A 22,685-nucleotide genomic window follows, 5' to 3' on the forward strand; every position below is an offset into this window, starting at 1 on the left:
ATTTTCTTGATCTCCACCTCTGGAACCATTGTTCATGCTGCACATTACCGATGACATGATCGAACGCCTCGTCACCCCGGCCGATGCCGAACGGGTGATGAAGGATGCCTACATCAGCTTTGCCCACGGCCGGGCCGCCATGCAGGAGCGCATCCGCACCGAAGCGGGTGGCGTCAAGCTGTCCACGTTGGGCGCTGTGATACCGGAGCTAGGCGTGACGGGCGCCAAGGTCTACACGACCATCTCCGGCCAGTTCCGGTTCGTGATACTGATTTTCTCAACTGACGATGGCCGGCCGCTGGCCTCGCTGGATGCCGGGGCCATCACCCGCCTGCGCACAGCAGCCTGCTCGGTGCTGGCTGCGCGCAGCATGGCGAACCCGGGCGCGAAGACCATGGCGCTGTTTGGCGCTGGCGTGCAGGGCGTCGCCCATGCCCAGGAATTCGCGCAGGCCTTTGGGCTGGAGCGGATACTGGTCAACGATCCCTACGCGCCGGCAGACCTGGCGACCCGGTTGACGGCCTCGTGCGGGGTGCCGGTGGAGATGTCGACGCCGGAGGATGCGGTGCGCGCTGCTGACATCGTCGTGACCGCATCGCGCTCGACCGAACCGCTGTTTGCCGGTGAATGGCTGAAGCCGGGCGCTTTTGTTGCAGCCATCGGGTCGAGCCTGCCGCATACCCGCGAGCTGGACGATGTGGCCCTGTCGCGGGCGCAAGCCGTGGTAGTGGAATGGAAGGCGCAGTCGATGCGCGAGGCTGGCGATATCGTGCGCGCCGGCGACGGCGTCCTGGTAGCGGAGAAGATCCTGGAATTCGGCGATGTCGTTGCCGGGCTGGTGACGCCGCGCAGGACTGCGGAGGACATCCTGATCTACAAGGCGGTGGGGGTGGGCTTGCAGGATATTGCGCTGGCTTCTGTCGCGTGGCAGCGTGTGAGTGGAACGGGGTTGAAGGCTGCCTGACAGGGTGGCTGGTGGCTTGTTGGCAAGCCACCAGCCAGAACACACCCACCCACCCTAAGCCAAGCTCAAGCCGCCGCTTCCTGCGCAGACCGCCCAATCGCAGCCTCAACCTGACCCACCGACAACACGTCGCCAAAATACAGCATCCAGTTGTAAAGCGAATGCAGTTGCTCCTGCTCGGTCACGGACGCAAGCGCGTCCTCCACCATCACCGTGCGAAAGTTCATCATCATGGCGTCGCGCGCTGTCGATTCGCAGCAGACATTGGTCACCGTGCCACCGATCAGCACGGTGTCGATGCCGCGCGAGCGCAGCATCTCTGCCAGGTTGGACGAGCCCTCCGTCAGCGCGCTGTAGCAGCGCTTCACTACGCGCGGGTCTTCCGGCCGGGCGTCAAGCTCGGGATGCAGCGCGAAACCGGGCGACGAACTCGCCAGCTCGCGCAGCCGGCGCTGGCTGCGCTCCGGCGTCAGCATTTCCGAATGATGATGTGACCAGAACTGGTCGGCCCCGTCGGCCGAGGTCTGGATCCAGACCACGGTGCCGCCGGCGCTGCGCAGGCTGGAGGCCAGCCTGTTCACCGCCGGGATGATCGCCCGCGCTGGCGCGCATTCGCCCTGGTAGCCCGGCATCATGTAGTAGTTCTGCAGGTCGACAACGACAAAGGCCGTACGTTGCGGGACCATGCAGTCATAGGCATGCAGCCGGCCCTGGCGGGCCACCACGCGGTCCACTACCCACTGCGGGAATTCGATCGCCATGTCCGACCTTCAGTTGTAGCGGCGGTTGACCGCCGCTTCGAGGTAGTAGATCGCCAGGTACATCAGGCTCGATAGCAGCGCCAGCACGGTGATCGATGTCATCACGATGTTCATCTTGAACATCTGGCTGCCGTTGATGATCAGGAATCCCAGGCCCGAGTTGGAGGACTGGAACTCGCCCACCACCACACCCACCAGCGCCAGCCCGACATTCATCTTCAGCGCCGAGATGAAAGTCGGCACGCTGCCTGGCAGCACCACCTTTTGCAGCACCTGCCAGCGCGTAGCCCCGAATGTCAGCGCAAGCTTGATCTTGTTGGGGTCGATGGCGCGGAAACCGGCATACATGATCATGATCGTGACGAATACCGCAATCGCCACTGCAATGCCGTAGATCGAATATTCCGAGCCGAGCCAGATGTAGAAGATCGGCACGAACGCAATTTTCGGCATCGCGTTGGCGACGACCAGGAACGGATCGACGACCTTGTAGAAGAAGTCCGACCACCACAGCGCGGCTGCGGCGATCACGCCCAGCACCATGCTCAGTGCGAAGCCGATCAGGGTGGCGTACAGCGTTGACCAGGTGTGGTTCAGCAGCTTGCCGTTGAACAGAAGGTCGACGAAGGTCGGCCACAGCGCACTGGGGTAGCTGGTCAGCATGGGGTTGATCAGCTTCATGCGTGGAAGCAATTCCCAGAGGCCAAAGAACACTATCAGCAGCAGCAATTGGCTTCCAATCACCAGTTGGCTGTTGCGGCGGGTCAGCTGCAGGTAGCGTTTGTACTGTGCGCTCGGCGCAGACACGACCCGCAGGGGGACGGAGGAGGGTATGGCGCTCATTGATTATCCTTCGACGTGGACGTCGAGTTCCTTCCATAGCAGGTTGAAGTACTCGTTGAATTCGGGCAGGCTGCGCGCCACGAAAGGCGTCGGCCGTTTCCCGTCCTGGACTGCGAATTCGATCTTGTGTTCGGAACGGACCCTGCCCGGGCGGCGTGACAGCACGATCACCCGGTCCGTCATGGCAATTGCTTCGCCGATGTCGTGAGTAACCAGGATGACGGTCTTGCCTTCGTCGCGAAGCACGTCCACCACCTCGTCAGCGATCGCCAGCCTGGTCTGCGAGTCGAGCGCGGAAAACGGCTCGTCCAGCAAAACCACATCAGGTTCGGTCACGAGGGTGCGCACCAGGGCCACGCGTTGCCGCATGCCGCCGGACAGCTGCCGTGGATAATGATGCAGGAAGTCCCCGAGCGCGCATTTCTGCAGCAGCTGCACGGCGCGTGCCCGCGCCCGGTCGAGATCCATGCCCTGGATCTCGGCGCCGAGTATGCAATTGTCGAGGATGCTGCGCCATTCATACAGGTAGTCCTGTTGCAGCATGTAGCCGACGCGCGGGGAGGGGCCGGTGATCGGTTTGCCGTCCAGCAGGACTGTGCCATCGGTGGCCGGGACGATGCCGGCGATCAGCGACAGCAGCGTGCTCTTGCCGCAGCCTGACTGGCCGATGATGCTGACAAACTCCCCGGCCTTGAAGTCGAGGGAGATGTTGGATAGCGCCTCGGTTTCGGCCTCGCGCGTGAAGTAGCGCAGGCCGACGCCCTGGATGGCTATCTTGGCCTGCCCCGCTACGGGGACAGGCACGGCGGAGAGATGTGCGCTGCTCATTTTGCCCGCTTCGCAAAGTCGGTGACCACGATGTCCTGGTACTTTACCCGCTTGCCGTTTTCCAGCACGGCGCTGGTGACCAGCATGTCCTGCAGCTTGTTGATCGCTTCCTGCTCGACCAAGGGAGAAGTTTTCCAGATGTTGTGCTTCTTGTAGCGCTCGATGGCGGAGGCGATCTGGTTCTGCGGCACGGCCGGGAAGAATTCTGCCACCTGCTTGGCCAGGTCCGCGGGCGAAGCGGCCTGGACATGTTTCATCGCGCGGGCGATCGCATTGGTCCATGCCTGCACCACTTGCGGCTGCTTGCTGATGAATGCGTCGGTGGTGGTGAATACCGTGTAATCGACCTGTCCCACTTCGGCGCCGATCGACGCCACCGGATAAGCTTTTCCCTCGCGCTCCAGTGTGCCCACTTCAGGTTCGAGGAAAATTGCGTAGTCGGCACGTCCGGACATCCAGGCGCCGGCCCTTGCAGCTGGTCCCAGGTTGTTCAGGATGGTGACGTCCTTTTTCGGATCGATGCCATGCTTGCGCAGTGCCGTTTCCAGGTAAACGTCGGGATTCGAGCCCGGACGGAAGCCCATGATGGTCTTGCCCTTCAGCTTGCTCCAGTCCAGCGCTTCCTTGTTGCGCGAGACGAGAAGGAAGCCATCGGTCGCGGTCAGCCCGGAGAAGATGCGCGGCTTGACGGGCGATTCACTGTTCTGTACATAGACCGTCGCCTCCGGCCCGATCAGGACGATGTCGGCGCTGCCCGACAGCAGGGCGGCCATGCCCTTGTCAGTACCCTGCGACGTTTTCATCGTAACATCGAGACCGGCGTCCTTGAAGAAACCCTGGGTCAGGGCGACATAGGCCGGCACATAAAGGATGGACCGAACGACTTCTTCATAGCGGACCTTGACCGGGGCCTTGGCCGCTTGGGCATGGACGCCGGCGGAGGTGGTCAGGGCGAAGGCAGCGAGGGCGGCTTGCATCAGTGCTCGCCTGGCGTGGAGATGGGATGACATGTGACTCCTTTCGGGTGGTTTCTGGTCGGGAAAACTCTTTTAGGTATGACAAGCTGGATGATTTAATCCGCCAAACTGTATACTCCATACAATTTAGTGTAGTTGTCAACCTAATTTAAAAAAGCGGCAAGGCCGTCCGATTCTGGTGCGCCAGCTCCCATATACAGGGCACTCTCATAGACAAAATGCTTCATTTTCAAACATTCTGACGGGATGCAGGTCAGCTTGGGCGATTCGCCACTATTTTTGAAGAATGTATACAAGAATCATGCCAGACGAAAAAAATTGCATGGCAGGGTCAAGCCAGTCGAGGGTGGGAGGTGAGGCAGGAGGAGGAGGGCGGGTCGTGCGGATGGAGCGCCCGTGATGACTGCTTCGTCACGGGCGGGTGCTGCTGGCCTCAGGTGCGAGGCTGGGGCGTGTGGCCGAGGACCGAGGATATTTCCTGGACTGTCTTGAGCAGGTCGTCGACCCACTCGTCCTGCAGGCGGTCGGCGGGCGCCGAAATCGACAGCCCCGCAATCATGCGGCCGGAGTCGTCGCGTATGCCTGCTGCAATGCAGCGCACCCCCAGTTCCAGTTCTTCATTGTCGCGCGCATAGCCGCGCGCGCGTACCAGGCTCAGTTCGCGCTCCAGGCGCGCCAAGTCCGTGATCGAGTTCTTGTTGTGTCCGGCCAGTCCAGTCCGGGTGGCGTAGGCCCGCACCTGCCTGGGATCGTCGACCGAGAGGAACAGCTTGCCGGTCGACGTCAGGTGCAGGGGGGCCCGCCCGCCGATTGCCCGTACCACCTGCATGCCGGAACGTTCTGAAAAGGAGCGGTCGATATAGACGATCTCGTCGCCCTGGCGCACCGACAGATTGACGGTCTGGTTGGTCTTGCGATGCAGGGCACGCATGAAATCGATTGCTGCTTCCCGCACGTCGAGCCGGCTCTTGACGATATTGCCCAATTCCAGCAGCCGCATGCCCAGACGGTAAGCGCCGGGCTCGGCGCGGTCCACGAAGCGCTTCATCACCAGGTCGTTGAGGATGCGATGGGCAGTGGAAGGGTGCAGTCCGGTCAGGCTGGACAGTTGCTTGAGGCTGACCGGGTCGGGGTGTCTTGCCAGTGCGTCAAGCAGCGACGAGATGCGCTCGATTACCTGGATCGCAGTCTTGTCGGTTTCGGGGAGGGCGTCGGCTTTCATACGTATCGTGGTGCAATGCAATATATGCTTTATACCACATTGTGAAAAGACGTCAATAGCAGCAGGGTCTTCGTTGATACACACGCAAATTGCATCAAGCGATGCTTGGCCCGATAATTCACCGTCCGGCGCGTGCCGGAATCGTTCCACTAAATTTTTCTATGTCCGAGACTCCCCAGGTCGTCAGCCCGTTCAAGAGCAAGAGCGGCTTGCGCCGTATCTTGAATGCCTTTCAATACTCGGTCATGGGCTTGTGGACTGCGGTGCGTAGCGAGCATTCCTTCCGGCAGGAGTTGATGATCGTGTTGCCGGGCGTGCTGTTAGCGCTGTTTCTTCCGGTCAGCGCGGTGGAAAAACTGCTGCTGGCTGGCGTCCTGGTCCTGGTGCTGATCGTCGAGTTACTGAACTCGTCGATCGAAGCTGCGATCGACCGCATTTCGCTGGAGACCCACCCGCTGTCGAAGAATGCGAAGGATTTCGGCAGCGCGGCCGTCGCGCTGTCGCTGGGCCTGGCGCTCCTGACCTGGGGCGTGCTGCTCTATCCGGTGGTGTTCGGGTGAGAAAGCGCGGCGCTGTTCAGCCCCGTCGCAGGCTGGCCGCGCACTCGCGCACCAGCGCAGGTCCGCGATAAATCAAGCCCGTATAGAGTTGCACCAGGGAGGCGCCCGCCTCCATCTTCATGCGCGCATCCGCGCCGGAAAAAATGCCACCGACTCCGATGATCGGAACCGCATCGCCCATTTCCGATTTCAGGCCGCGAATCACGGCATTGGACATGGCGAACACCGGTTTGCCTGACAGGCCGCCGGCTTCCTCCGCGTGGGGAAGTCCGGTCACGGCATCGCGGCTGATCGTGGTATTGGTTGCGATCACGGCGTCCATCTTGTGGCGCAGCACGGCGTCGGCGATGTTGCGTATCTGTTCCGCATCGATGTCTGGGGCGATTTTCAGGGCGATCGGCACGTAACGCCGATGGCGGTCAGCCAGCCGCAGCTGTGCTTCTCGCAAGCTGGACAACAAACTGTCCAGCGCCGACGCCGCTTGTAGTTCACGCAGGTTCTTCGTATTCGGGGACGAGATGTTGACCGTCACGTAGCTGGCGAATGGATACACCTTGTCCAGGCAGATCAGGTAATCGTCGACTGCGCGTTCGATCGGGGTGTCGGCGTTCTTCCCGATGTTCAGTCCAAGCACTCCCTGCTTGTCCTGGTAGAACTGTGATTTCTGGACATTGGCGACGAACGCATCGACGCCGCCATTGTTGAATCCCATCCGGTTGATCAGCGCGTCCGCCTGCGGCAGCCGGAACATGCGCGGACGGGGGTTGCCGGGCTGGGCGCGCGGTGTCACCGTGCCCACTTCAATGAATCCGAATCCCAGCGCGGCCAGTCCGTCGATGCAGGCGCCGTCCTTGTCCAGCCCGGCTGCGAGGCCGACCGGGTTGGGGAAGCGCAGTCCCATCACGGTACGCGGGTCCGGCAGGGGGTGCGGCAGCAGTCGTGTGAGTCCGAGCCGGGCTGCGCGTTGCAGGGCAGGCAGGGTCAGGTGATGCGCATCTTCGGGATCTAGGGCGAACAGTAATGGGCGGGCAAGGGCGTACAGGAATTTGGTGGACACGGCAGGCAGGCAAGAGTCAGGGCGGCGCTATTGTAGCTTCCCGACGCTGCTTTCTGCCTGCTTCAAGACTGTTTTATGCCTGTTTCAAGCAGGCTTTGGCTGCACCGCCTGTCCTGCCTTGCCGCAAAATCCGGCAGCCGATCCTGTCAGGAGCCTTCGAGCGGCTCCCACTTCCCCTGGCGCAGCGCTTCTATCGGACGGAAGTTGGTCTTGTAGGCCATCTTCGGGCTCTCGGCGATCCAGTAGCCCAGATACACGTAAGGAAGCTGCAGCGTTCGTGCCTGTTCGATTTGCCAGAGCACGTTGAAGGTGCCGAAACTGGCCCCGGGAACGTCCGGATCATAGAAAGTGTAGACCGAGGACAGGCCGTCATCGAGCACATCGATGATGCTGACCATCCGGAGCGTTTGCTGCGGGTCGCGGAACTCGACCAGCCGGGTGTTGACCTTGCTCTGCAGCAGGAACTGCGCGTACTGGTCGCGGCTGTCATGGTCCATGCCGCCGCCGGAATGGCGCACGGACTGGTAGCGCAGATAGAGGTCGTAATGTTCGGCGCTGTAGGCCAAGCCGGTAACCCACGCAGTCAGATCCTGATGGCGTGCCCAAGCGCGGCGCTGAGTCCTGTTCGGGATGAACTCCGCGGTGCGTACCCGCACCGGCATGCAGGCCTGGCAGCCATCGCAATAAGGTCTGTAGGTAAACACGCCGCTGCGCCGGAAGCCGTTCCTGACCAGTCCGGAATAAATGTCCGCATTGATCAGGTGGGAGGGTGTCGCAACCTGCGAGCGCGCCTGGCGATCCGGCAGGTAGCTGCAGGGATAGGGCGCGGTCGCATAAAACTGCAGCGTGGAAAACGGCAGGTCTTTCAGGTGCGTCATTTGGTGCACAGGCGGGTCGATGACGGGAATACTGTACAACGCAGACAGATCAGTCGCAAAAGTTTTTCGGATCGAGGTCGAATAGCGCAAGCGGATGCCAATCGGTAATCTGCGGCTGTCGTGTGGCCTGGCGGACGTGTTCGATGAATATTTCCCGCTGGATTGGCGTGGCGCCAAGGGAAGCCAGGTGTGACGTCTCCTGCTGGCAGTCAATCAGTTGCACATCGTGTGACCGCAGGAAATGCACCAGGTAGGCAAGGGCGATCTTGGATGCATCGGGAACACGTGCGAACATCGATTCACCGAAGAACATCTTCCCGATCGACACGCCGTAGGCGCCGCCCACCAGCCGGTCGGCTATCCACAACTCGGCGCAATGGGCATATCCGAGCCGGTGCAAGCCGGTGTAGCCGCTGACGATATCTTCCGAAATCCAGGTGCCACCGCTGCCGTCGCGCGGGGCTGCGCATTCCCGCATCACCGCTTCGAAAGAGGTGTCGAATCGGACCTGCACTGGCCCGCCCTGTTGCATTTCCCGGTCCACCTTCCGCAGTTTCTTGCCCAGGCTGCGCGACACCTTGAAGTCCGCTGTCGGCAGCACCATGCGCGGATCGGTACTCCACCAAAGTATCGGCTGGCCTTCCGAGAACCAGGGAAAGATCCCGCGCCGGTAGGCGTCAAGCAGCCGTTGCGGCGACAGGTCGGCGCCGGCGGCGAGCAGTCCTGGCGCGCCATCCTGCTCGCCCAATGCCCGGCTCACGTCCGGGAACGGCGAGTCATGCTCCAGCCATGGAATCATCGCTTTCTCACCAAAATGGAGCTGTCGGACGCACTCCCGGAGTGCGTAGTTGACGCGGGTGAAATCAAAACATTATATGAATCAATCACTTGCATGTTGCGCCATTTTGGAACGAAAATTGCTAGTGGGTACGGCTTATTCATTATTTCTGCACTTGAACAGGGAGCTTTGAAATGGACGCCATCCGCCACGGCGCTGACACTTTATTCATCTTGCTTGGCGCCATCATGATCCTCGCCATGCACGCCGGATTCGCGTTCCTTGAACTGGGGACGGTACGCAAGAAAAACCAGGTTAACGCGCTGGTGAAAATCCTGGTCGATTTTGCCGTTTCCACCATGGCCTATTTTTTCGTGGGCTATTCGATCGCCTATGGCATCAGCTTTTTCAGCAGCGCCGAGGTGCTGGCGCAGAAGAACGGCTTCGAACTGGTGAAATTCTTTTTCCTGCTGACATTTGCTGCTGCGATCCCGGCAATCGTGTCCGGCGGCATCGCCGAGCGCGCCCGCTTCCATCCGCAATTGCTGGCTACTGCACTGCTGGTCGGCCTGGTGTATCCGTTTTTCGAGGGTATCGTGTGGAATCATAACTTCGGCGTGCAAGCGTGGCTCAAATCCGCGCTGGGCGCCGAGTTCCATGACTTTGCCGGCTCTGTGGTCGTGCATGCCGTCGGCGGCTGGGTGGCCTTGCCTGCCGTGATGCTGCTTGGCGCCCGCCGTGGCCGGTATTCGAAGGATGGCGCCATCGCCGCCCATCCGCCATCGAGCATTCCATTCCTGGCCTTGGGCGCGTGGATACTCACGGTCGGCTGGTTCGGCTTCAATGTGATGAGCGCGCAGACCCTGGACAAGGCCAACGGACTGGTTGCGATCAACTCCCTGATGGCGATGGCCGGGGGTACCCTGGTCGCGGTGGTGCTTGGCAAGAACGATCCGGGCTTTGCCTATAACGGGCCGCTGGCCGGCCTGGTCGCCGTCTGCGCAGGTTCGGACCTGATGCATCCGCTCGGCGCGCTTGCCACCGGTGGTATTGCCGGCGCCATATTCGTGTGGATGTTTACGTGGACGCAGAACAAGTGGCGCATCGACGATGTGCTCGGCGTCTGGCCACTTCATGGCCTGTGCGGTGCGTGGGGTGGAATTGCGGCTGGCATATTCGGTTTGAAGGCGCTTGGCGGCATGGGCGGGGTGTCGTTCGCATCACAAGTCGCCGGCACCGCGATGGGCGTCGCGATTGCTGCGCTCGGCGGCTGGATCGTGTATGGCCTGTTGAAGGCCCTGGTCGGAATTCGTCTCGAGCCTGAACAGGAGTTCGAAGGTGCCGACCTGACGATTCACCGCATTTCATCAACCGCCGAGCGCGAGACCAGCTGGTAGCACAATTGCGGGCGGCGCCTCAGGTCGGGATCGGTTCCCGGAAGTGCCGCTTGAGGTCCTTTGTGTGGAGCTCGAAGTCGCCTTTGCCGGAACGAAGTTTTTCAAGATCCTCGAACAGGAACTTGAGCGTATGGGTAATGGTGGGGAAGGAGATGTCGTCCCACGGTATCTCCGACTCGCGGAACAGTCGCACCTCCAGGCTCTCCACGCCGGCTGCGTAGTCCAGGTCGAGCAGCGTGGCCAGGTAGAACATATGCACCTGGTGGACATGGGGCACGTTGATCAGCGAGAACAACTGGCGGATCTCGATCCGCGCACCGGCTTCTTCTTCTGTCTCGCGCGCTGCCGCATCGGAAGTGCTCTCTTCGTTTTCCATGAACCCCGCCGGCAATGTCCAGTATCCCCTGCGCGGTTCGATCGCGCGCCGGCACAGCAATACCTGGACTTCTCCATCCTGTTCCCACAGCGGGATGGAGCCGATCACCATCTTCGGATTCTGGTAATGGATGGTGCCGCAGTTGGTGCAGACGAAACGCTCTCGCGTGTCATCGGGAGGAGTAATCAGCGAAACAGGATGCGCGCATTCCGAGCAGAATTTCATGAGGGCGAGATGGAACGTAAAGAGCTTGAGTAGGGTGGTCTTGATAACAAGACGCGAGGCTTCGAGTGTATCACTGCATCTTTTCCGCAGATTAGTTTGCATTCATTCGGCATCCTGTGTATAGTTCATATCTTCAGACGCGGGGTGGAGCAGTCTGGCAGCTCGTCGGGCTCATAACCCGAAGGTCGTAGGTTCAAATCCTGCCCCCGCAACCAGTCTGACAAGTCAGATTTCAAGTCTTATACAAGTCGTATATTTATATCCCCGCCTGCCATAAAAAAAATATAAATCAGGCGTCGGGAAGCAGCATAACAACGGGTTCTCCAGTCAGCCGGCATCAAGATGCCTGTCACTGTATCTAACCTCTGCAACGTGCAACCAAACTGCCGTAAAAAAATCGCATGAATACTGCTGAGGCGAAAAAAGTCCTCGAGACTGCCTTGCTCTGCGCGCATGAACCGCTGACGATCAATGATCTGAAAAAGCTGTACCTCGACGATGATGAAGTCGGCGGCGACACCATCAAGCTGATGCTTGAGGCTTTGCGCGGCGACTGGATCGACAAGGGCATCGAGCTGGTCGGATTGTCGACTGGCTGGCGTTTCCAGAGTCGGCCGCAAATGAAGGCTTACCTTGAGCGCCTGAACCCGGAGAAGCCGCCGAAGTACACTCGAGCGACCCTGGAAACCCTGGCCATCATTGCGTACCGGCAGCCGGTAACGCGTGGCGATATCGAAGAGATTCGCGGCGTCACCGTCAACTCGCAAACGATCAAGCTGCTGGAGGACCGTGGATGGATCGAAGCGATCGGTCACCGCGATGTGCCCGGACGGCCTGCGCTGTTTGCGACCACGCGCCAGTTCCTTGACGATCTCGGGCTGATGTCGCTTGGCCAGTTGCCGCCGCTGGAGCAGGTAAATCGTAGTGGTGACGATGCCGCATCGGGCACTTTGCCGGACCTGCAGGCGTTCGAAGATGCGCTGCAGGCCGAGGCTGACCAGGCTGCAATCGAATTCGGCGCCGCAGTCGCAGGCGAGCCCGCACCGGTTGAATCCCTGCCGGAAGGATTTGCGGCCGGCCTCGATGAAACGACCGCCATGGTTGACGATACCGCAGATGCGATCGCTGCCGAGGCGGTGGATGTTCAGGATTCCGGACCGGACTCTCCGGTGGCTGCCATGCCGGCTGAAGCAGTCGGCATGGCAGTAGTAGAAGCGACACCAATGATGGCGGATGCAGAAGAGCCCGTTCCGGGTGACATGCATGCCGTCGATACCCAGCAGGCCGATGCGGCCGAACCAGAGCCAAACCAAGACGATGACGTTTCCAAGCAATGAGAACGATCCGCCGCGCGCGGATGCCAACGGCAATGTTGCCCCCGACCAGCCGACAGGCAGGCCCGCCGGACAGGATGGCGAACCAGGTAATGTGGCCGAGAAGGCGCCCAAGCGTGGCTTGCGCGGTCCGCGCAGCCTGCGCCGCGGACGTCCGGGTGCCCGCACCGACGAGCCTCGGGGCGATAGTCCTGCCGAAGGCGCTGGTGAAAGCGCCGCGCCGCAGCCGCGGGATGGTAATGCCGCACTCGAAGGCGAGACGCCGGTTGCGCGCCGCACGCGAGGCCAGGCGCGCGGCAATGAGGGCAATCAGGGCGGTGGCGCCGGCCAGTCAGAACGCAAGCGTGACGACGGCCGCAACCAGAAGCGTGGCGCCAAGCGGCCCCCGCAAGCGGGCGATGCCAGCGCAAAGCCGAAAACACCCAGCGCCGACGACGTATTCTCACTGGTCACCTCCGGTGAGTTCGACGCGCTGGTGGAAGACAAGGATGGAGGCCGGGCGCAGCAACCGGCAAAAAATGTCCGCCGCGACCTGACCGCCGACGACGACGCCCCCAAGCTGCACAAGGTGCTGGCGGATGTCGGCCTGGGCTCGCGCCGCGACATGGAAGAACTGATCGTCGCCGGACGGGTGTCGGTCAATGGCGAGCCGGCCCATATTGGCCAGCGGATACTTCCGCAGGATCAGGTCCGGATCAACGGCAAGCTGCTGCAGCGCCGGGTCACCACCAAGCCGCCGCGCGTGCTGGTGTACCACAAGCCCTCCGGCGAGATCGTCAGCACCAGCGATCCGGAAGGTCGTCCCTCGGTATTCGACCGCCTGCCGCCGATCAAGGCCGGCAAGTGGCTGGCCGTAGGCCGCCTCGATTTCAATACGGAAGGCCTGCTGCTGTTTACGACATCCGGCGACATTGCCAATCGGCTGATGCACCCGCGCTACGGCATCGACCGCGAATACGCAGTGCGGACTCTCGGCGAGCTCGAAGAAGGCATGCGCCAGAAATTGCTGGCCGGCGTTGAATTGTCCGATGGCCTGGCGCAGTTTTCGCGCATTGCTGACGGCGGCGGCGAGGGTGTCAATCGCTGGTACCGGGTAACCATTGGCGAAGGACGCAACCGCGAAGTGCGCCGGATGTTCGAGGCAGTCGGCCTGACAGTGTCGCGCCTGATCCGGACTCGTTATGGCAGCTTTACATTGCCGCCAACGCTCAAGCGCGGACGCTGGGAAGAACTGGAAGAGAATGATGTACGCTCGCTGATGGCTCAATGCGGACTGGAGAAGAAGGTACCGCAGCAGCAGGCCAGGGGTCGCCAGCAGGGACGTGAGCCGAATGGCAACTCGTCGGCCTTCGAAGGCGGACGCCGCCAGAACACCGGCCGAGGCGGATGGCCTGCCGGCGGAAGCGGTGCGCCGCAGCGCTCGCGCCAGCCCGACCCCTTGCAGACTGCACTCGGCTTTCCGGGCATGGTCCGACCGCGCGCCACCCCCGGCCGCGGCGACCAGACCATACCGGGCGGCAGCCCTGGGCGCGGCAACAGTGCGCGCGGAGCGGTCGGCTCCGGTTTCCGGGGAGCAGGTGGCCCCAATGCACGTGGCCCCGGCGGACCCAATGCTCGCGGTCCCGGCGGATCAAATGCGCGTGGCACTGGCGGGCCCAATGCCCGTGGTCCCGGCGGACCTAATACGCGTGGCGCTGGCGGCCCCAATGCGCGGGGCCCGGCTGCCGGACCCAAGGTCCGGGGTGCCGCTGGTCCGAGGCGGCGTTCGAAGGCCTGACAGGGGCAGGAAAACCAGGTTGCAGCGGCATTGTGCGGACGGAAACGTTCTCCTGCCATTGCGACCTGCCGCCTAATGCCTTACAATATGCCACTTCACAGAAGTCGCCCCGTTATTCCGGGAGGAGTGCTGCAGGCGGCTGAAACGATAAGAAGATGGGCGGATGCCCATTTTTTTTTTGCTGAACGGATTTCTGTGCCGCCGAAAGGGTGGCGCAGCGGAGAGCCAATTGCAGTTGATCAACCTGATCGAGACGACGTTGAGCGGCATGGGCTACGAGCTTGTCGACCTGGAGCGCGGGCCGCGCGGCCTGCTGCAAGTCTTTATCGATTTCGCTCCGCCGCACGACGAGGAGCGAAACATTGCTGTCGAAGACTGTGAACGGGTCACGCACCAGTTGGTGCATGTCCTGACGGTCGAAAACATCGACTATGAACGTCTCGAGGTGTCCTCGCCAGGGCTGGATCGGCCGCTGAAGAAGCTTGCCGATTACGTGCGTTTCGCCGGGCATGAAGCATTGGTCAAGCTGCGCAGGCCAATGCCGCAGGTGCACAACCGCAAATCCTTCCAGGGCATCTTGCATGCCCCTGACGGCGATTCGCTGAAACTGGAATTTGAAAGCAACGAAGGCCCGGCGATGCTGGATTTTACGCTTGCCGACGTGGACAAGGCACGACTGGTGCCAAAAGTGGATTTTAGGAGTCGCAAAGCATGAGTCGCGAAATTTTGTTGTTGGTCGATGCGCTGGCGCGCGAAAAAAACGTGGACAAGGAAATCGTCTTCGGTGCGCTCGAGCATGCGCTTGCCCAGGCAACCAAGAAACGCTATGAAGGCGAAGTCGACATCCGTGTTTCGGTCGATCGCGACACCGGCGAGTTCGAATCCTTCCGCCGCTGGCATGTGGTGCCGGACGAAGCCGGCCTGCAACTGCCCGACCAGGAAATCCTGCACTTCGAAGCGAAGGAGCAGATTCCCGACATCGAGGTGGATGACCATATCGAAGAGCCGATCCAGTCGCTCGACTTCGGCCGCCGTTTTGCGCAGGACACGAAACAGGTCGTGCTGCAGCGTATCCGCGATGCCGAGCGTGAACAGATCCTCGCAGACTTCCTGGCCCGCGGCGACGCGCTGGTCACTGGCACCATCAAGCGCATGGAGCGTGGCGATGCGATTGTCGAGTCGGGCAAGATTGAAGCGCGGCTGCCGCGCGACCAGATGATTCCGAAGGAAAACCTGCGCATCGGCGACCGTGTGCGGGCCTATATCCAGCGTATTGAACGCAATGCGCGCGGACCGCAGGTGATCCTGTCGCGCACGGCGCCGGAATTCATCATGAAGTTGTTCGAGCTTGAAGTGCCCGAGATCGAGCAGGGCCTTCTGGAAATCAAATCGGCGGCGCGCGACGCCGGCGTGCGCGCCAAGATTGCCGTGTTTACCAGCGACAAGCGGATCGATCCGATCGGCACTTGCGTCGGCATGCGCGGATCGCGCGTGCAGGCGGTCACCGCCGAACTTGGCGGCGAACGGGTGGATATTGTCTTGTGGTCGGAGGATCCGGCGCAATTTGTCATCGGTGCACTGGCGCCGGCCAACGTATCGTCGATCATGGTCGACGAGGACGAGCATGCAATGGACGTGGTGGTGGACGAGGAAAACCTCGCGATTGCCATCGGACGTGGCGGCCAGAACGTACGTCTCGCATCCGAACTGACCGGCTGGCAGATCAACATCATGACCGCGGACCAATCTGCGCAGAAGGCCGAGGCAGAGACTTCCGCAGTGCGCCAGCTGTTCATGGACCGGCTGGATGTGGATGCCGAAGTGGCCGAGATCCTGGCCAAGGAAGGCTTTTCCAGCCTCGAAGAAATTGCCTATGTGCCGATCAGCGAAATGCTCGACATCGAGGCGTTCGACGAGGATACGGTCAACGAGTTGCGCAACCGCGCACGCGACGCGCTGGTGACGGAAGCGATCGCGTCCGAGGAAGGTCTCGAAGGCATGGAAGATGCTTTGGTCAACCTCGAAGGCATGGACCGCGTCACCGCGGGTCGTCTGGGCCTGGCTGGCATCAAGACGCTTGAAGCTTTCAGCGGCATGGCGTATGACGAGTTCGGTGCTGTGCTGGCCCTGCCGGCCGACCGCGCGCGCGCGCTGATCGATGAGCAGTTTGCCAGCGTCACCGACGAAGAAATGAAATTGATCGATTCCAAATACGACAGCCGTGCGAAAGCACTGCAGGCAAAGGCGTGGAGTCTTGCGGAAGCCAATCAAGGCTAACCCAACCCCACCCACGCTCAAGATTAGAAAAGAGGACTGAATGGCGAGTAACAATGTAGCCCAATTTGCCACCGAGCTGAAGATGCCGGCCGACCTGCTGCTGACTCAGCTGCGGGCAGCAGGCGTCGAGAAAAGCTCGGCGTCCGACATCTTGTCCAAGGAAGACAAGGACAAGCTCCTCGGGCATCTGCGCCGGTCACATGGCGTGGCGCCGGATGCCGAGAAGAAAAAGATCACCTTGATGCGCAAGGAAACCACCGAAATCAAGCAGGCCGATTCCTCCGGGAAATCGCGCACGATTCAGGTGGAAGTGCGAAAGAAGCGCACCTTCGTCAAGCGTGATGAACCGACGGAAGAAGTCGCAGCCGAAGAAGCGCCGGCACCGGTTGTCGACGAGGCCGAGCAGGCCCGCCGCGTCGAGGAAGCGCAACGACAGGCCGAGCTGATTGCCCGCCAGGAAGCGGAACTGCGCGAGAAGCAGGAACGCCTGGCCCAGATGGAAGAAGAGCGGCTGGCGCAGGAACGTGCGGCACGCGAGGCGGAAGTAGCCGCTGCGCGCGAGGCTGCGGCGCTCCAGGCTGCACAGAAGGACAAGCCGGTGCAGATCGATGCAGCAGCAGTCGAGCAAGAGCAAGAGCGCAAGCGCGCTGCCGAGGTGGTTGCCAAAGCCGCGGCCGAGCGCGCTGCCGCGGCCGACCGTGCGCGTCGCGCGGTTGCCGAAGAGGTTGCCCAGATCAAGGCCATGATGAGCCAGCCGCGCCGGGTAGTGAAGGCGCCGGAGCCGGCCCCTGCGCCGGTTGCCAAGGCTGCGCCCGAAGGCACGCTGCACAAGCCGGCGGACAAGAAGCCCGCCGAAAAGAAAGACGAGAAAAAACCTGCCGTCGCCGACAAGAAGTCGATCAAGTCGGCCAACGTTTCGTCGACCTGGCAGGACGACGCCCGCAAGCGCGCCGGCGGTCTCAAGACCCGCGGCCCGACGGGCGGTGGCGGTCGCGACGGCTGGCGTTCGGGGCCGCGTGGCCGTCGTTCGCACGGCGATGACCGCGATACCAACTTCCAGGCGCCGGTCGAAGCAGTCATCAAGGATGTGCACGTGCCGGAGACGATCACCGTCGCCGAACTGGCTCACAAGATGGCGGTCAAGGCATCCGAAGTGATCAAGCACCTGATGAAGCTGGGCCAGATGGTCACCATCAACCAGGTGCTGGATCAGGAAACCGCGATGATCCTGGTCGAGGAAATGGGCCACCGTGCGCATGCCGCCAAGCTGGATGATCCGGAAGCAATGCTGGTCGAAGGTGACGAGCACGCCGATGTCGAGGCGCTGCCGCGTGCACCGGTCGTGACCGTCATGGGCCACGTCGACCACGGCAAGACCTCGCTGCTGGACTACATTCGCCGCACCAAGGTTGCAACCGGCGAGGCTGGCGGCATTACCCAGCACATCGGCGCTTACCACGTCGAGACGCCGCGCGGAATGATCACCTTCCTTGATACCCCGGGCCACGAAGCGTTTACCGCCATGCGTGCTCGTGGCGCGAAGGCGACCGACATCGTGATCCTGGTGGTGGCTGCCGACGACGGCGTGATGCCGCAGACGCGCGAGGCTATCGCCCATGCCAAGGCTGCCGGCGTGCCGATGGTGGTCGCGATCAACAAGATAGACAAGCCCGGCGCCAACATGGACCGGGTCAAGACCGAACTGGTCGCCGAGCAGGTATTGCCGGAAGAGTACGGCGGCGACACGCCGTTCGTGCCGGTTTCCGCCAAGACCGGCGAGGGCATCGATTCCTTGCTGGAAAACGTGTTGCTTCAGGCCGAGGTGCTGGAACTGACCGCACCGGTCGAAGCGCCGGCCCGTGGCCTGGTGATCGAAGCCAAGCTGGACAAGGGCCGTGGCCCGGTCGCAACCGTACTGATCACGTCCGGAACACTGAAGCGCGGCGATATCGTGCTGGCAGGTTCTTCGTATGGCCGCGTTCGCGCGATGCTGGACGAAACCGGCAAGCCGGTGACAGAGGCCGGTCCTTCGATTCCGGTCGAGATCCAGGGCCTGACCGACGTGCCGGCTGCCGGTGAAGACGTGATGGTCATGACCGACGAGCGCAAGGCGCGCGAGATCGCGCTGTTCAGGCAAGGAAAGTTCCGCGACGTCAAGCTGGCCAAGCAGCAGGCGGCCAAGCTGGAAAACATGTTCGAGCAGATGGCAGAGGGCGAAGTCAAGAACATGCCTCTCATCATCAAGACCGACGTGCAAGGTTCGCAGGAGGCATTGGTGTCTTCGATGAACAAGCTGTCGACCGGCGAAGTGCGCGTGCAGATCGTGCATGCGGCCGTGGGCGGCATCAGCGAATCGGACGTCAACCTGGCGCTGGCGTCGAAGGCTGTCATCATCGGCTTCAACACCCGTGCCGACGCATCGGCACGCAAGCTGGCGGAGTCCAATGGCATCGACATCCGCTACTACAACATCATCTACGACGCGATCGACGACGTGAAAGCGGCCATGTCCGGCATGCTGGCGCCGGAGAAACGCGAACAGTCCTTGGGACTGGTCGAAATCCGTCAGGTGTTCTTGGTCAGCAAGGTCGGTGCGATTGCCGGTTGTTATGTGCTGGAGGGCCTGGTGCGCCGTGGCGCAATGGTTCGCCTGCTGCGCGACAACGTCGTCCTCTGGACTGGCGAACTGGATTCGCTGAAGCGCTTCAAAGACGATGTGAAGGAAGTCAAAGCCGGCTTCGAATGCGGCCTGTCGCTGAAGAACTTCAACGACATCAAGGAAGGCGACCAGCTCGAGGTATTCGAGGTGCAGGAAGTCGCCCGTACGCTGTAACAGGCTGGCAGGGCAGGGCCGGGCTGCGGGCGCACTGCCTGCGGTCTGCCTGCGGGGCTTCCTGATCCCTGGCACTCCGCCCGAATGGCGGGTTGGCGCGGTCTTCGGTCCGTGCCAGCCTGCCATTGCCTTCATTGCGCATCTTCCGACCACCTGACTGGTTCTCATCATGGCAAAACACAGTAAATCCATCCCGGCCCGCGGACTGCGGGTCGCCGACCAGATCCAGCGCGACCTGTCCGAGATCATCGCGATGGAACTGAAGGACCCGCGCGTAGGCATGGTGACGCTGACTGAAGTGCAGCTCACGCCCGACTACGCACACGCGAAGATCTATTTCACCACGCTGATTGACGATCCGGCGGGGGTGCAGAACACCGTCAATGGCTTGCGCAAGGCATCCGGTTTCCTGCGCAACCAGCTCGGGAAGCGGCTGCACATCCACACCTTGCCTGAACTCCATTTTCTGCACGACAACTCGACCACACGCGGCATGGCCCTGTCCAAGCTGATCGACGAAGCCAATGCGACCCGCGCCAAGGATGACGCGGACGAGCAGCAGGGCTGAGCATTCGATAGCATATGGGCACAGTTGCTGATACCCCGCGCCGCAAGCGGGTTCCGGTCCATGGCGTGCTGCTGCTGGACAAGCCGGTCGGCTTCACGAGCAACCAGGCGCTGGTCCAGGCCAAGCGCTTGCTGAACGCTGAAAAGGCCGGTCACACCGGCACCCTTGATCCGTTTGCCACTGGCCTGTTGCCACTTTGCTTCGGCGAGGCGACCAAGTTCTCGCAGGACCTGCTCGAAGCCGACAAGGTCTACGAGGCGGTGGTTCATCTGGGCGTACAAACTACTACCGGTGACACCGAAGGCGAAGTGCTGGAGGAACTGCCGGTTGCTTGCGATCGCGAGCAGGTGGAACAGGCGCTGGCGAAATTCCGCGGCACGATCGACCAGGTGCCGCCGATGCATTCCGCATTGAAGCGCGACGGCAAGCCGCTCTACGAATACGCGCGCGCAGGCATCACGCTCGAGCGCCAGCCGCGCACCGTCACCATTCACGAACTCGAATTGCTGGACTGGCAAGCGCCGTTCCTGACGCTGCGTGTCAAGTGCAGCAAGGGCACCTACATCCGCGTGCTCGGCGAGGATATTGGTCATGCACTAGGCTGTGGCGCCCACCTGCAGCAGTTGCGCCGGACCGCGGTCGGCTCGCTCCAGCTTGACGGTGCGTTGACGCTGGAGGCGTTCGCTGCCATGACGCCAGAAGCGCGTTTGGCGGCGCTGGCGCCGGCCGACGCCTTGCTTTCCACATTTCCAGCAGTCCGGCTCGATGCCGCCTTTACCGCCCGCTTCCTGCAGGGGCAGCGCTTGCCATTGCCGCAAGGGTCATTCGAGCGTCCGCCGGTCCTGGCGCGGGTGCGCGTGTACTCGGAGCAGGGCCAATTTCTCGGCTCGGCCCAACTCCATCCTTATGGCGTGCTCGCCCCCGAGCGCCTGGTCGCCCACGGCAGCCTGGTCACCTGAGTCCGGATGCGCTCGTGGCGGCCTGGGCGCTTGCCCGGGCAGTTTGCGATGCGAGAGCGGATATTTCCCCGACGAAAAACGGCCCTGTCAAGACCGGTGCGGGGTCTGGCTGGAATCATTTAAATTGCTAAGCCCTTGAATTTCCAGCTAATAGTCACAGATTGGTAGTCATTCCCTGATATAATTTTCGGTTTTCCCGAACTCATACCCACCATGTCTAACGCTACTCGCGCAATACGCAACATCGCCATCATCGCTCACGTCGACCATGGCAAGACCACCATGGTCGACCAGCTGCTGCGGCAGTCCGGCACTTTCCGCGAGAACCAGCAGGTTGACGCACGTGTGATGGATTCGAATGACATCGAGAAAGAGCGCGGCATTACCATTCTTTCAAAGAACTGCGCCGTCGAATACAAAGGCACGCACATCAATATCGTTGACACCCCTGGCCACGCCGATTTCGGCGGCGAGGTCGAGCGCGTGCTGTCGATGGTTGATTCGGTGCTGCTGCTGGTCGACGCGGTCGAAGGCCCGATGCCGCAAACCCGTTTTGTCACCCGCAAGGCGCTCGCGCTCGGCCTCAAGCCGATCGTCGTCGTCAACAAGATCGACCGTCCGGGTGCGCGTCCTGAATGGGTCATCAACGCGACCTTCGAGCTGTTCGACAAGCTCGGCGCGACTGAAGAACAGCTCGACTTTCCTGTGGTGTTCGCATCGGCGCTGAACGGCTATGCCAGCCTGGATCCGGAAGTGCGCGAAGGCGACATGACGCCCTTGTTCGACGCCGTGCTGCGCCACGTACCGGTGCGCGAGGACGATCCTGATGGCCCGCTGCAGTTGCAGATTTCGTCGCTCGACTATTCTTCCTACGTCGGCAAGATCGGCATTGGCCGTATCACCCGTGGCCGCGTCAAGCCGCTGCAGGAAGTGGTGATCATGGACGGCCCGGATTCGACCCCGATCAAGGCACGCATCAACCAGGTCCTGAATTTCAAGGGTCTCGACCGCGTGCTGGTGGATGAGGCGCTGGCGGGCGATATCGTGCTGATCAACGGCATTGAGCAACTCGGCATTGGCACTACCGTATGCGCGCCGGAAGCCCCGGAAGCGCTGCCCATGCTGACGGTCGACGAGCCGACGCTGACCATGAATTTCATGGTCAACACCTCGCCGCTGGCCGGTCGCGAAGGAAAGTTCGTCACCAGCCGCCAGTTGCGCGAGCGCCTTGAGCGCGAGCTGAAAGCGAACGTCGCGCTGCGCGTGGCGCCGACCGACGACGACACCGTTTTCGAAGTCTCCGGCCGTGGCGAATTGCACCTGACGATCCTGCTGGAAAACATGCGCCGCGAAGGCTACGAGCTGGCCGTGTCGCGCCCGCGCGTGGTGTTCAAGATGGTTGACGGCGTCCGTCACGAGCCGTTCGAAAACCTGACGGTCGACGTCGAGGAAGCGCACCAGGGCGGCGTGATGGAAGAACTGGGACGCCGCCGCGGCGACCTGCAGGACATGGCATCGGACGGCAAAGGCCGGGTGCGCCTGGAATACCGTATTCCTGCGCGCGGCCTGATCGGTTTCCAGGGCGAGTTCATGACCCTGACCCGCGGCACAGGCTTGATCAGCCACGTGTTCGATAGCTATGCGCCGGTTGAAACAAACAGGGGTGAAATGGCGGGCCGTCGTAATGGCGTGCTGATCTCGCAGGACGATGGCGCGGCGGTTGCCTATGCGTTGTGGAAACTGCAGGACCGTGGCCGCATGTTCCTCAGCCACAATGACCCGGTCTACGAAGGCATGATCATCGGCATCCACTCGCGTGAAAACGACCTGGTCGTCAATCCGATCAAGGGCAAGCAGCTGACTAACGTTCGCTCCTCCGGGACCGACGAAGCAGTGCGCCTGGTGCCGCCGATCGAGCTGTCGCTCGAATACGCAGTCGAGTTCATCGAGGATGACGAACTGGTCGAGATCACCCCTAAGAGCATTCGCCTGCGCAAGCGCTACCTGAAGGAACATGAGCGCAAGAAAGCTTCCCGCGAAGCTGCGTAAGCTGGATGGGGGAAGGCGGGCA

Annotated in this window: 20 protein-coding genes and 1 tRNA gene; 12 read left to right on the forward strand and 9 right to left on the reverse strand. The window is 61.7% G+C overall.

The features are described 5' to 3' along the window. Positions 1 to 34 precede the first annotated feature (34 nt). A complete protein-coding gene (locus FVE66_RS04700; RefSeq protein WP_151446193.1) occupies positions 35 to 964 on the forward strand; it encodes an ornithine cyclodeaminase family protein in 930 nt (309 codons plus the stop codon). Between the two features lie 65 nt (positions 965 to 1,029). Here the strand turns inward: FVE66_RS04700 and FVE66_RS04705 are convergent, their stop codons facing one another. From FVE66_RS04705 to FVE66_RS04725, 5 genes are all read right to left on the reverse strand, one after another. Then, positions 1,030 to 1,719: an isochorismatase family protein gene (locus FVE66_RS04705; RefSeq protein WP_151446421.1), complete on the reverse strand. Its 690-nt coding sequence runs from the start codon at positions 1,717 to 1,719 to the stop codon at positions 1,030 to 1,032. 15 nt (positions 1,720 to 1,734) lie between these two features. Then, a complete protein-coding gene (locus tag FVE66_RS04710; protein WP_151446194.1) occupies positions 1,735 to 2,568 on the reverse strand; it encodes an ABC transporter permease in 834 nt (277 codons plus the stop codon). A gap of 3 nt (positions 2,569 to 2,571) precedes the next feature. Beyond that, positions 2,572 to 3,396, reverse strand: coding sequence for an ABC transporter ATP-binding protein (locus tag FVE66_RS04715; RefSeq protein WP_151446195.1), 825 nt, complete (start codon positions 3,394 to 3,396; stop codon positions 2,572 to 2,574). Beyond that, a complete protein-coding gene (locus tag FVE66_RS04720; RefSeq protein ID WP_161993183.1) occupies positions 3,393 to 4,406 on the reverse strand; it encodes an ABC transporter substrate-binding protein in 1,014 nt (337 codons plus the stop codon). The genes FVE66_RS04715 and FVE66_RS04720 overlap by 4 nt, the downstream gene beginning before the upstream one ends. A gap of 400 nt (positions 4,407 to 4,806) precedes the next feature. Next, positions 4,807 to 5,595 (reverse strand): IclR family transcriptional regulator, encoded by a 789-nt coding sequence (locus tag FVE66_RS04725; RefSeq protein WP_151446196.1) that lies wholly within the window; start codon positions 5,593 to 5,595, stop codon positions 4,807 to 4,809. A gap of 161 nt (positions 5,596 to 5,756) precedes the next feature. On the opposite strand from FVE66_RS04725, the gene FVE66_RS04730 reads away from it, so the two are divergent. Beyond that, the gene (locus FVE66_RS04730) at positions 5,757 to 6,155 is read left to right on the forward strand and encodes a diacylglycerol kinase (protein WP_151446197.1); all 399 of its coding nucleotides are present in this window, start codon (positions 5,757 to 5,759) and stop codon (positions 6,153 to 6,155) included. A 16-nt stretch (positions 6,156 to 6,171) separates the two neighbouring features. On the opposite strand, the gene FVE66_RS04735 is transcribed toward FVE66_RS04730, so the two are convergent. The 3 genes from FVE66_RS04735 to aat form a co-directional block, all read right to left on the reverse strand. Next, a complete protein-coding gene (locus FVE66_RS04735; RefSeq protein WP_151446198.1) occupies positions 6,172 to 7,212 on the reverse strand; it encodes a quinone-dependent dihydroorotate dehydrogenase in 1,041 nt (346 codons plus the stop codon). A gap of 146 nt (positions 7,213 to 7,358) precedes the next feature. Continuing rightward, positions 7,359 to 8,090, reverse strand: coding sequence for an arginyltransferase (locus tag FVE66_RS04740; protein WP_151446199.1), 732 nt, complete (start codon positions 8,088 to 8,090; stop codon positions 7,359 to 7,361). 49 nt (positions 8,091 to 8,139) lie between these two features. Next, positions 8,140 to 8,889 carry a leucyl/phenylalanyl-tRNA--protein transferase gene (gene aat / locus FVE66_RS04745; RefSeq protein ID WP_151446200.1) on the reverse strand — a complete coding sequence of 250 codons (750 nt, stop codon included), beginning with the start codon at positions 8,887 to 8,889 and terminating at the stop codon, positions 8,140 to 8,142. 173 nt (positions 8,890 to 9,062) lie between these two features. Here aat and FVE66_RS04750 point away from each other — a divergent pair, with 173 nt between their 5' ends. Then, positions 9,063 to 10,265: an ammonium transporter gene (locus tag FVE66_RS04750; protein WP_151446201.1), complete on the forward strand. Its 1,203-nt coding sequence runs from the start codon at positions 9,063 to 9,065 to the stop codon at positions 10,263 to 10,265. 19 nt (positions 10,266 to 10,284) lie between these two features. Here the strand turns inward: FVE66_RS04750 and FVE66_RS04755 are convergent, their stop codons facing one another. Further along, complete coding sequence (locus FVE66_RS04755; protein ID WP_151446423.1) at positions 10,285 to 10,866, reverse strand: NUDIX hydrolase; 582 nt, start codon at positions 10,864 to 10,866, stop codon at positions 10,285 to 10,287. 138 nt (positions 10,867 to 11,004) lie between these two features. Between FVE66_RS04755 and FVE66_RS04760 the strand changes: the two genes are divergently transcribed. The 9 genes from FVE66_RS04760 (at position 11,005) to typA (ending at position 22,663) form a co-directional block, all read left to right on the forward strand. Beyond that, positions 11,005 to 11,081: transfer RNA gene (locus FVE66_RS04760), tRNA-Met, on the forward strand. 186 nt (positions 11,082 to 11,267) lie between these two features. Continuing rightward, entirely contained in the window at positions 11,268 to 12,203 is a 936-nt protein-coding gene (gene scpB, locus FVE66_RS04765; protein ID WP_151446202.1) for an SMC-Scp complex subunit ScpB, read from the forward strand. Next, entirely contained in the window at positions 12,184 to 13,977 is a 1,794-nt protein-coding gene (locus FVE66_RS04770; RefSeq protein ID WP_151446203.1) for a pseudouridine synthase, read from the forward strand. The genes scpB and FVE66_RS04770 overlap by 20 nt, the downstream gene beginning before the upstream one ends. Before the next feature lie 229 nt (positions 13,978 to 14,206). Then, complete coding sequence (gene rimP, locus FVE66_RS04775) at positions 14,207 to 14,692, forward strand: ribosome maturation factor RimP (RefSeq protein WP_151446204.1); 486 nt, start codon at positions 14,207 to 14,209, stop codon at positions 14,690 to 14,692. Then, positions 14,689 to 16,254 (forward strand): transcription termination factor NusA, encoded by a 1,566-nt coding sequence (gene nusA, locus FVE66_RS04780; RefSeq protein WP_151446205.1) that lies wholly within the window; start codon positions 14,689 to 14,691, stop codon positions 16,252 to 16,254. Before rimP ends, nusA begins: the two co-directional genes overlap by 4 nt. 40 nt (positions 16,255 to 16,294) lie before the next feature. After that, positions 16,295 to 19,087: a translation initiation factor IF-2 gene (infB, locus tag FVE66_RS04785; protein WP_151446206.1), complete on the forward strand. Its 2,793-nt coding sequence runs from the start codon at positions 16,295 to 16,297 to the stop codon at positions 19,085 to 19,087. Between the two features lie 169 nt (positions 19,088 to 19,256). Then, the gene (gene rbfA / locus FVE66_RS04790; RefSeq protein ID WP_151446207.1) at positions 19,257 to 19,655 is read left to right on the forward strand and encodes a 30S ribosome-binding factor RbfA; all 399 of its coding nucleotides are present in this window, start codon (positions 19,257 to 19,259) and stop codon (positions 19,653 to 19,655) included. Between the two features lie 14 nt (positions 19,656 to 19,669). Further along, positions 19,670 to 20,614: a tRNA pseudouridine(55) synthase TruB gene (truB, locus tag FVE66_RS04795; RefSeq protein ID WP_151446208.1), complete on the forward strand. Its 945-nt coding sequence runs from the start codon at positions 19,670 to 19,672 to the stop codon at positions 20,612 to 20,614. 213 nt (positions 20,615 to 20,827) lie between these two features. Further along, positions 20,828 to 22,663: a translational GTPase TypA gene (typA, locus tag FVE66_RS04800; RefSeq protein ID WP_151446209.1), complete on the forward strand. Its 1,836-nt coding sequence runs from the start codon at positions 20,828 to 20,830 to the stop codon at positions 22,661 to 22,663. The last annotated feature ends 22 nt before the right edge of the window (positions 22,664 to 22,685 follow it).

The organism is Lacisediminimonas profundi (assembly GCF_008831265.1).
GTDB lineage: Bacteria > Pseudomonadota > Gammaproteobacteria > Burkholderiales > Burkholderiaceae_D > Lacisediminimonas > Lacisediminimonas profundi.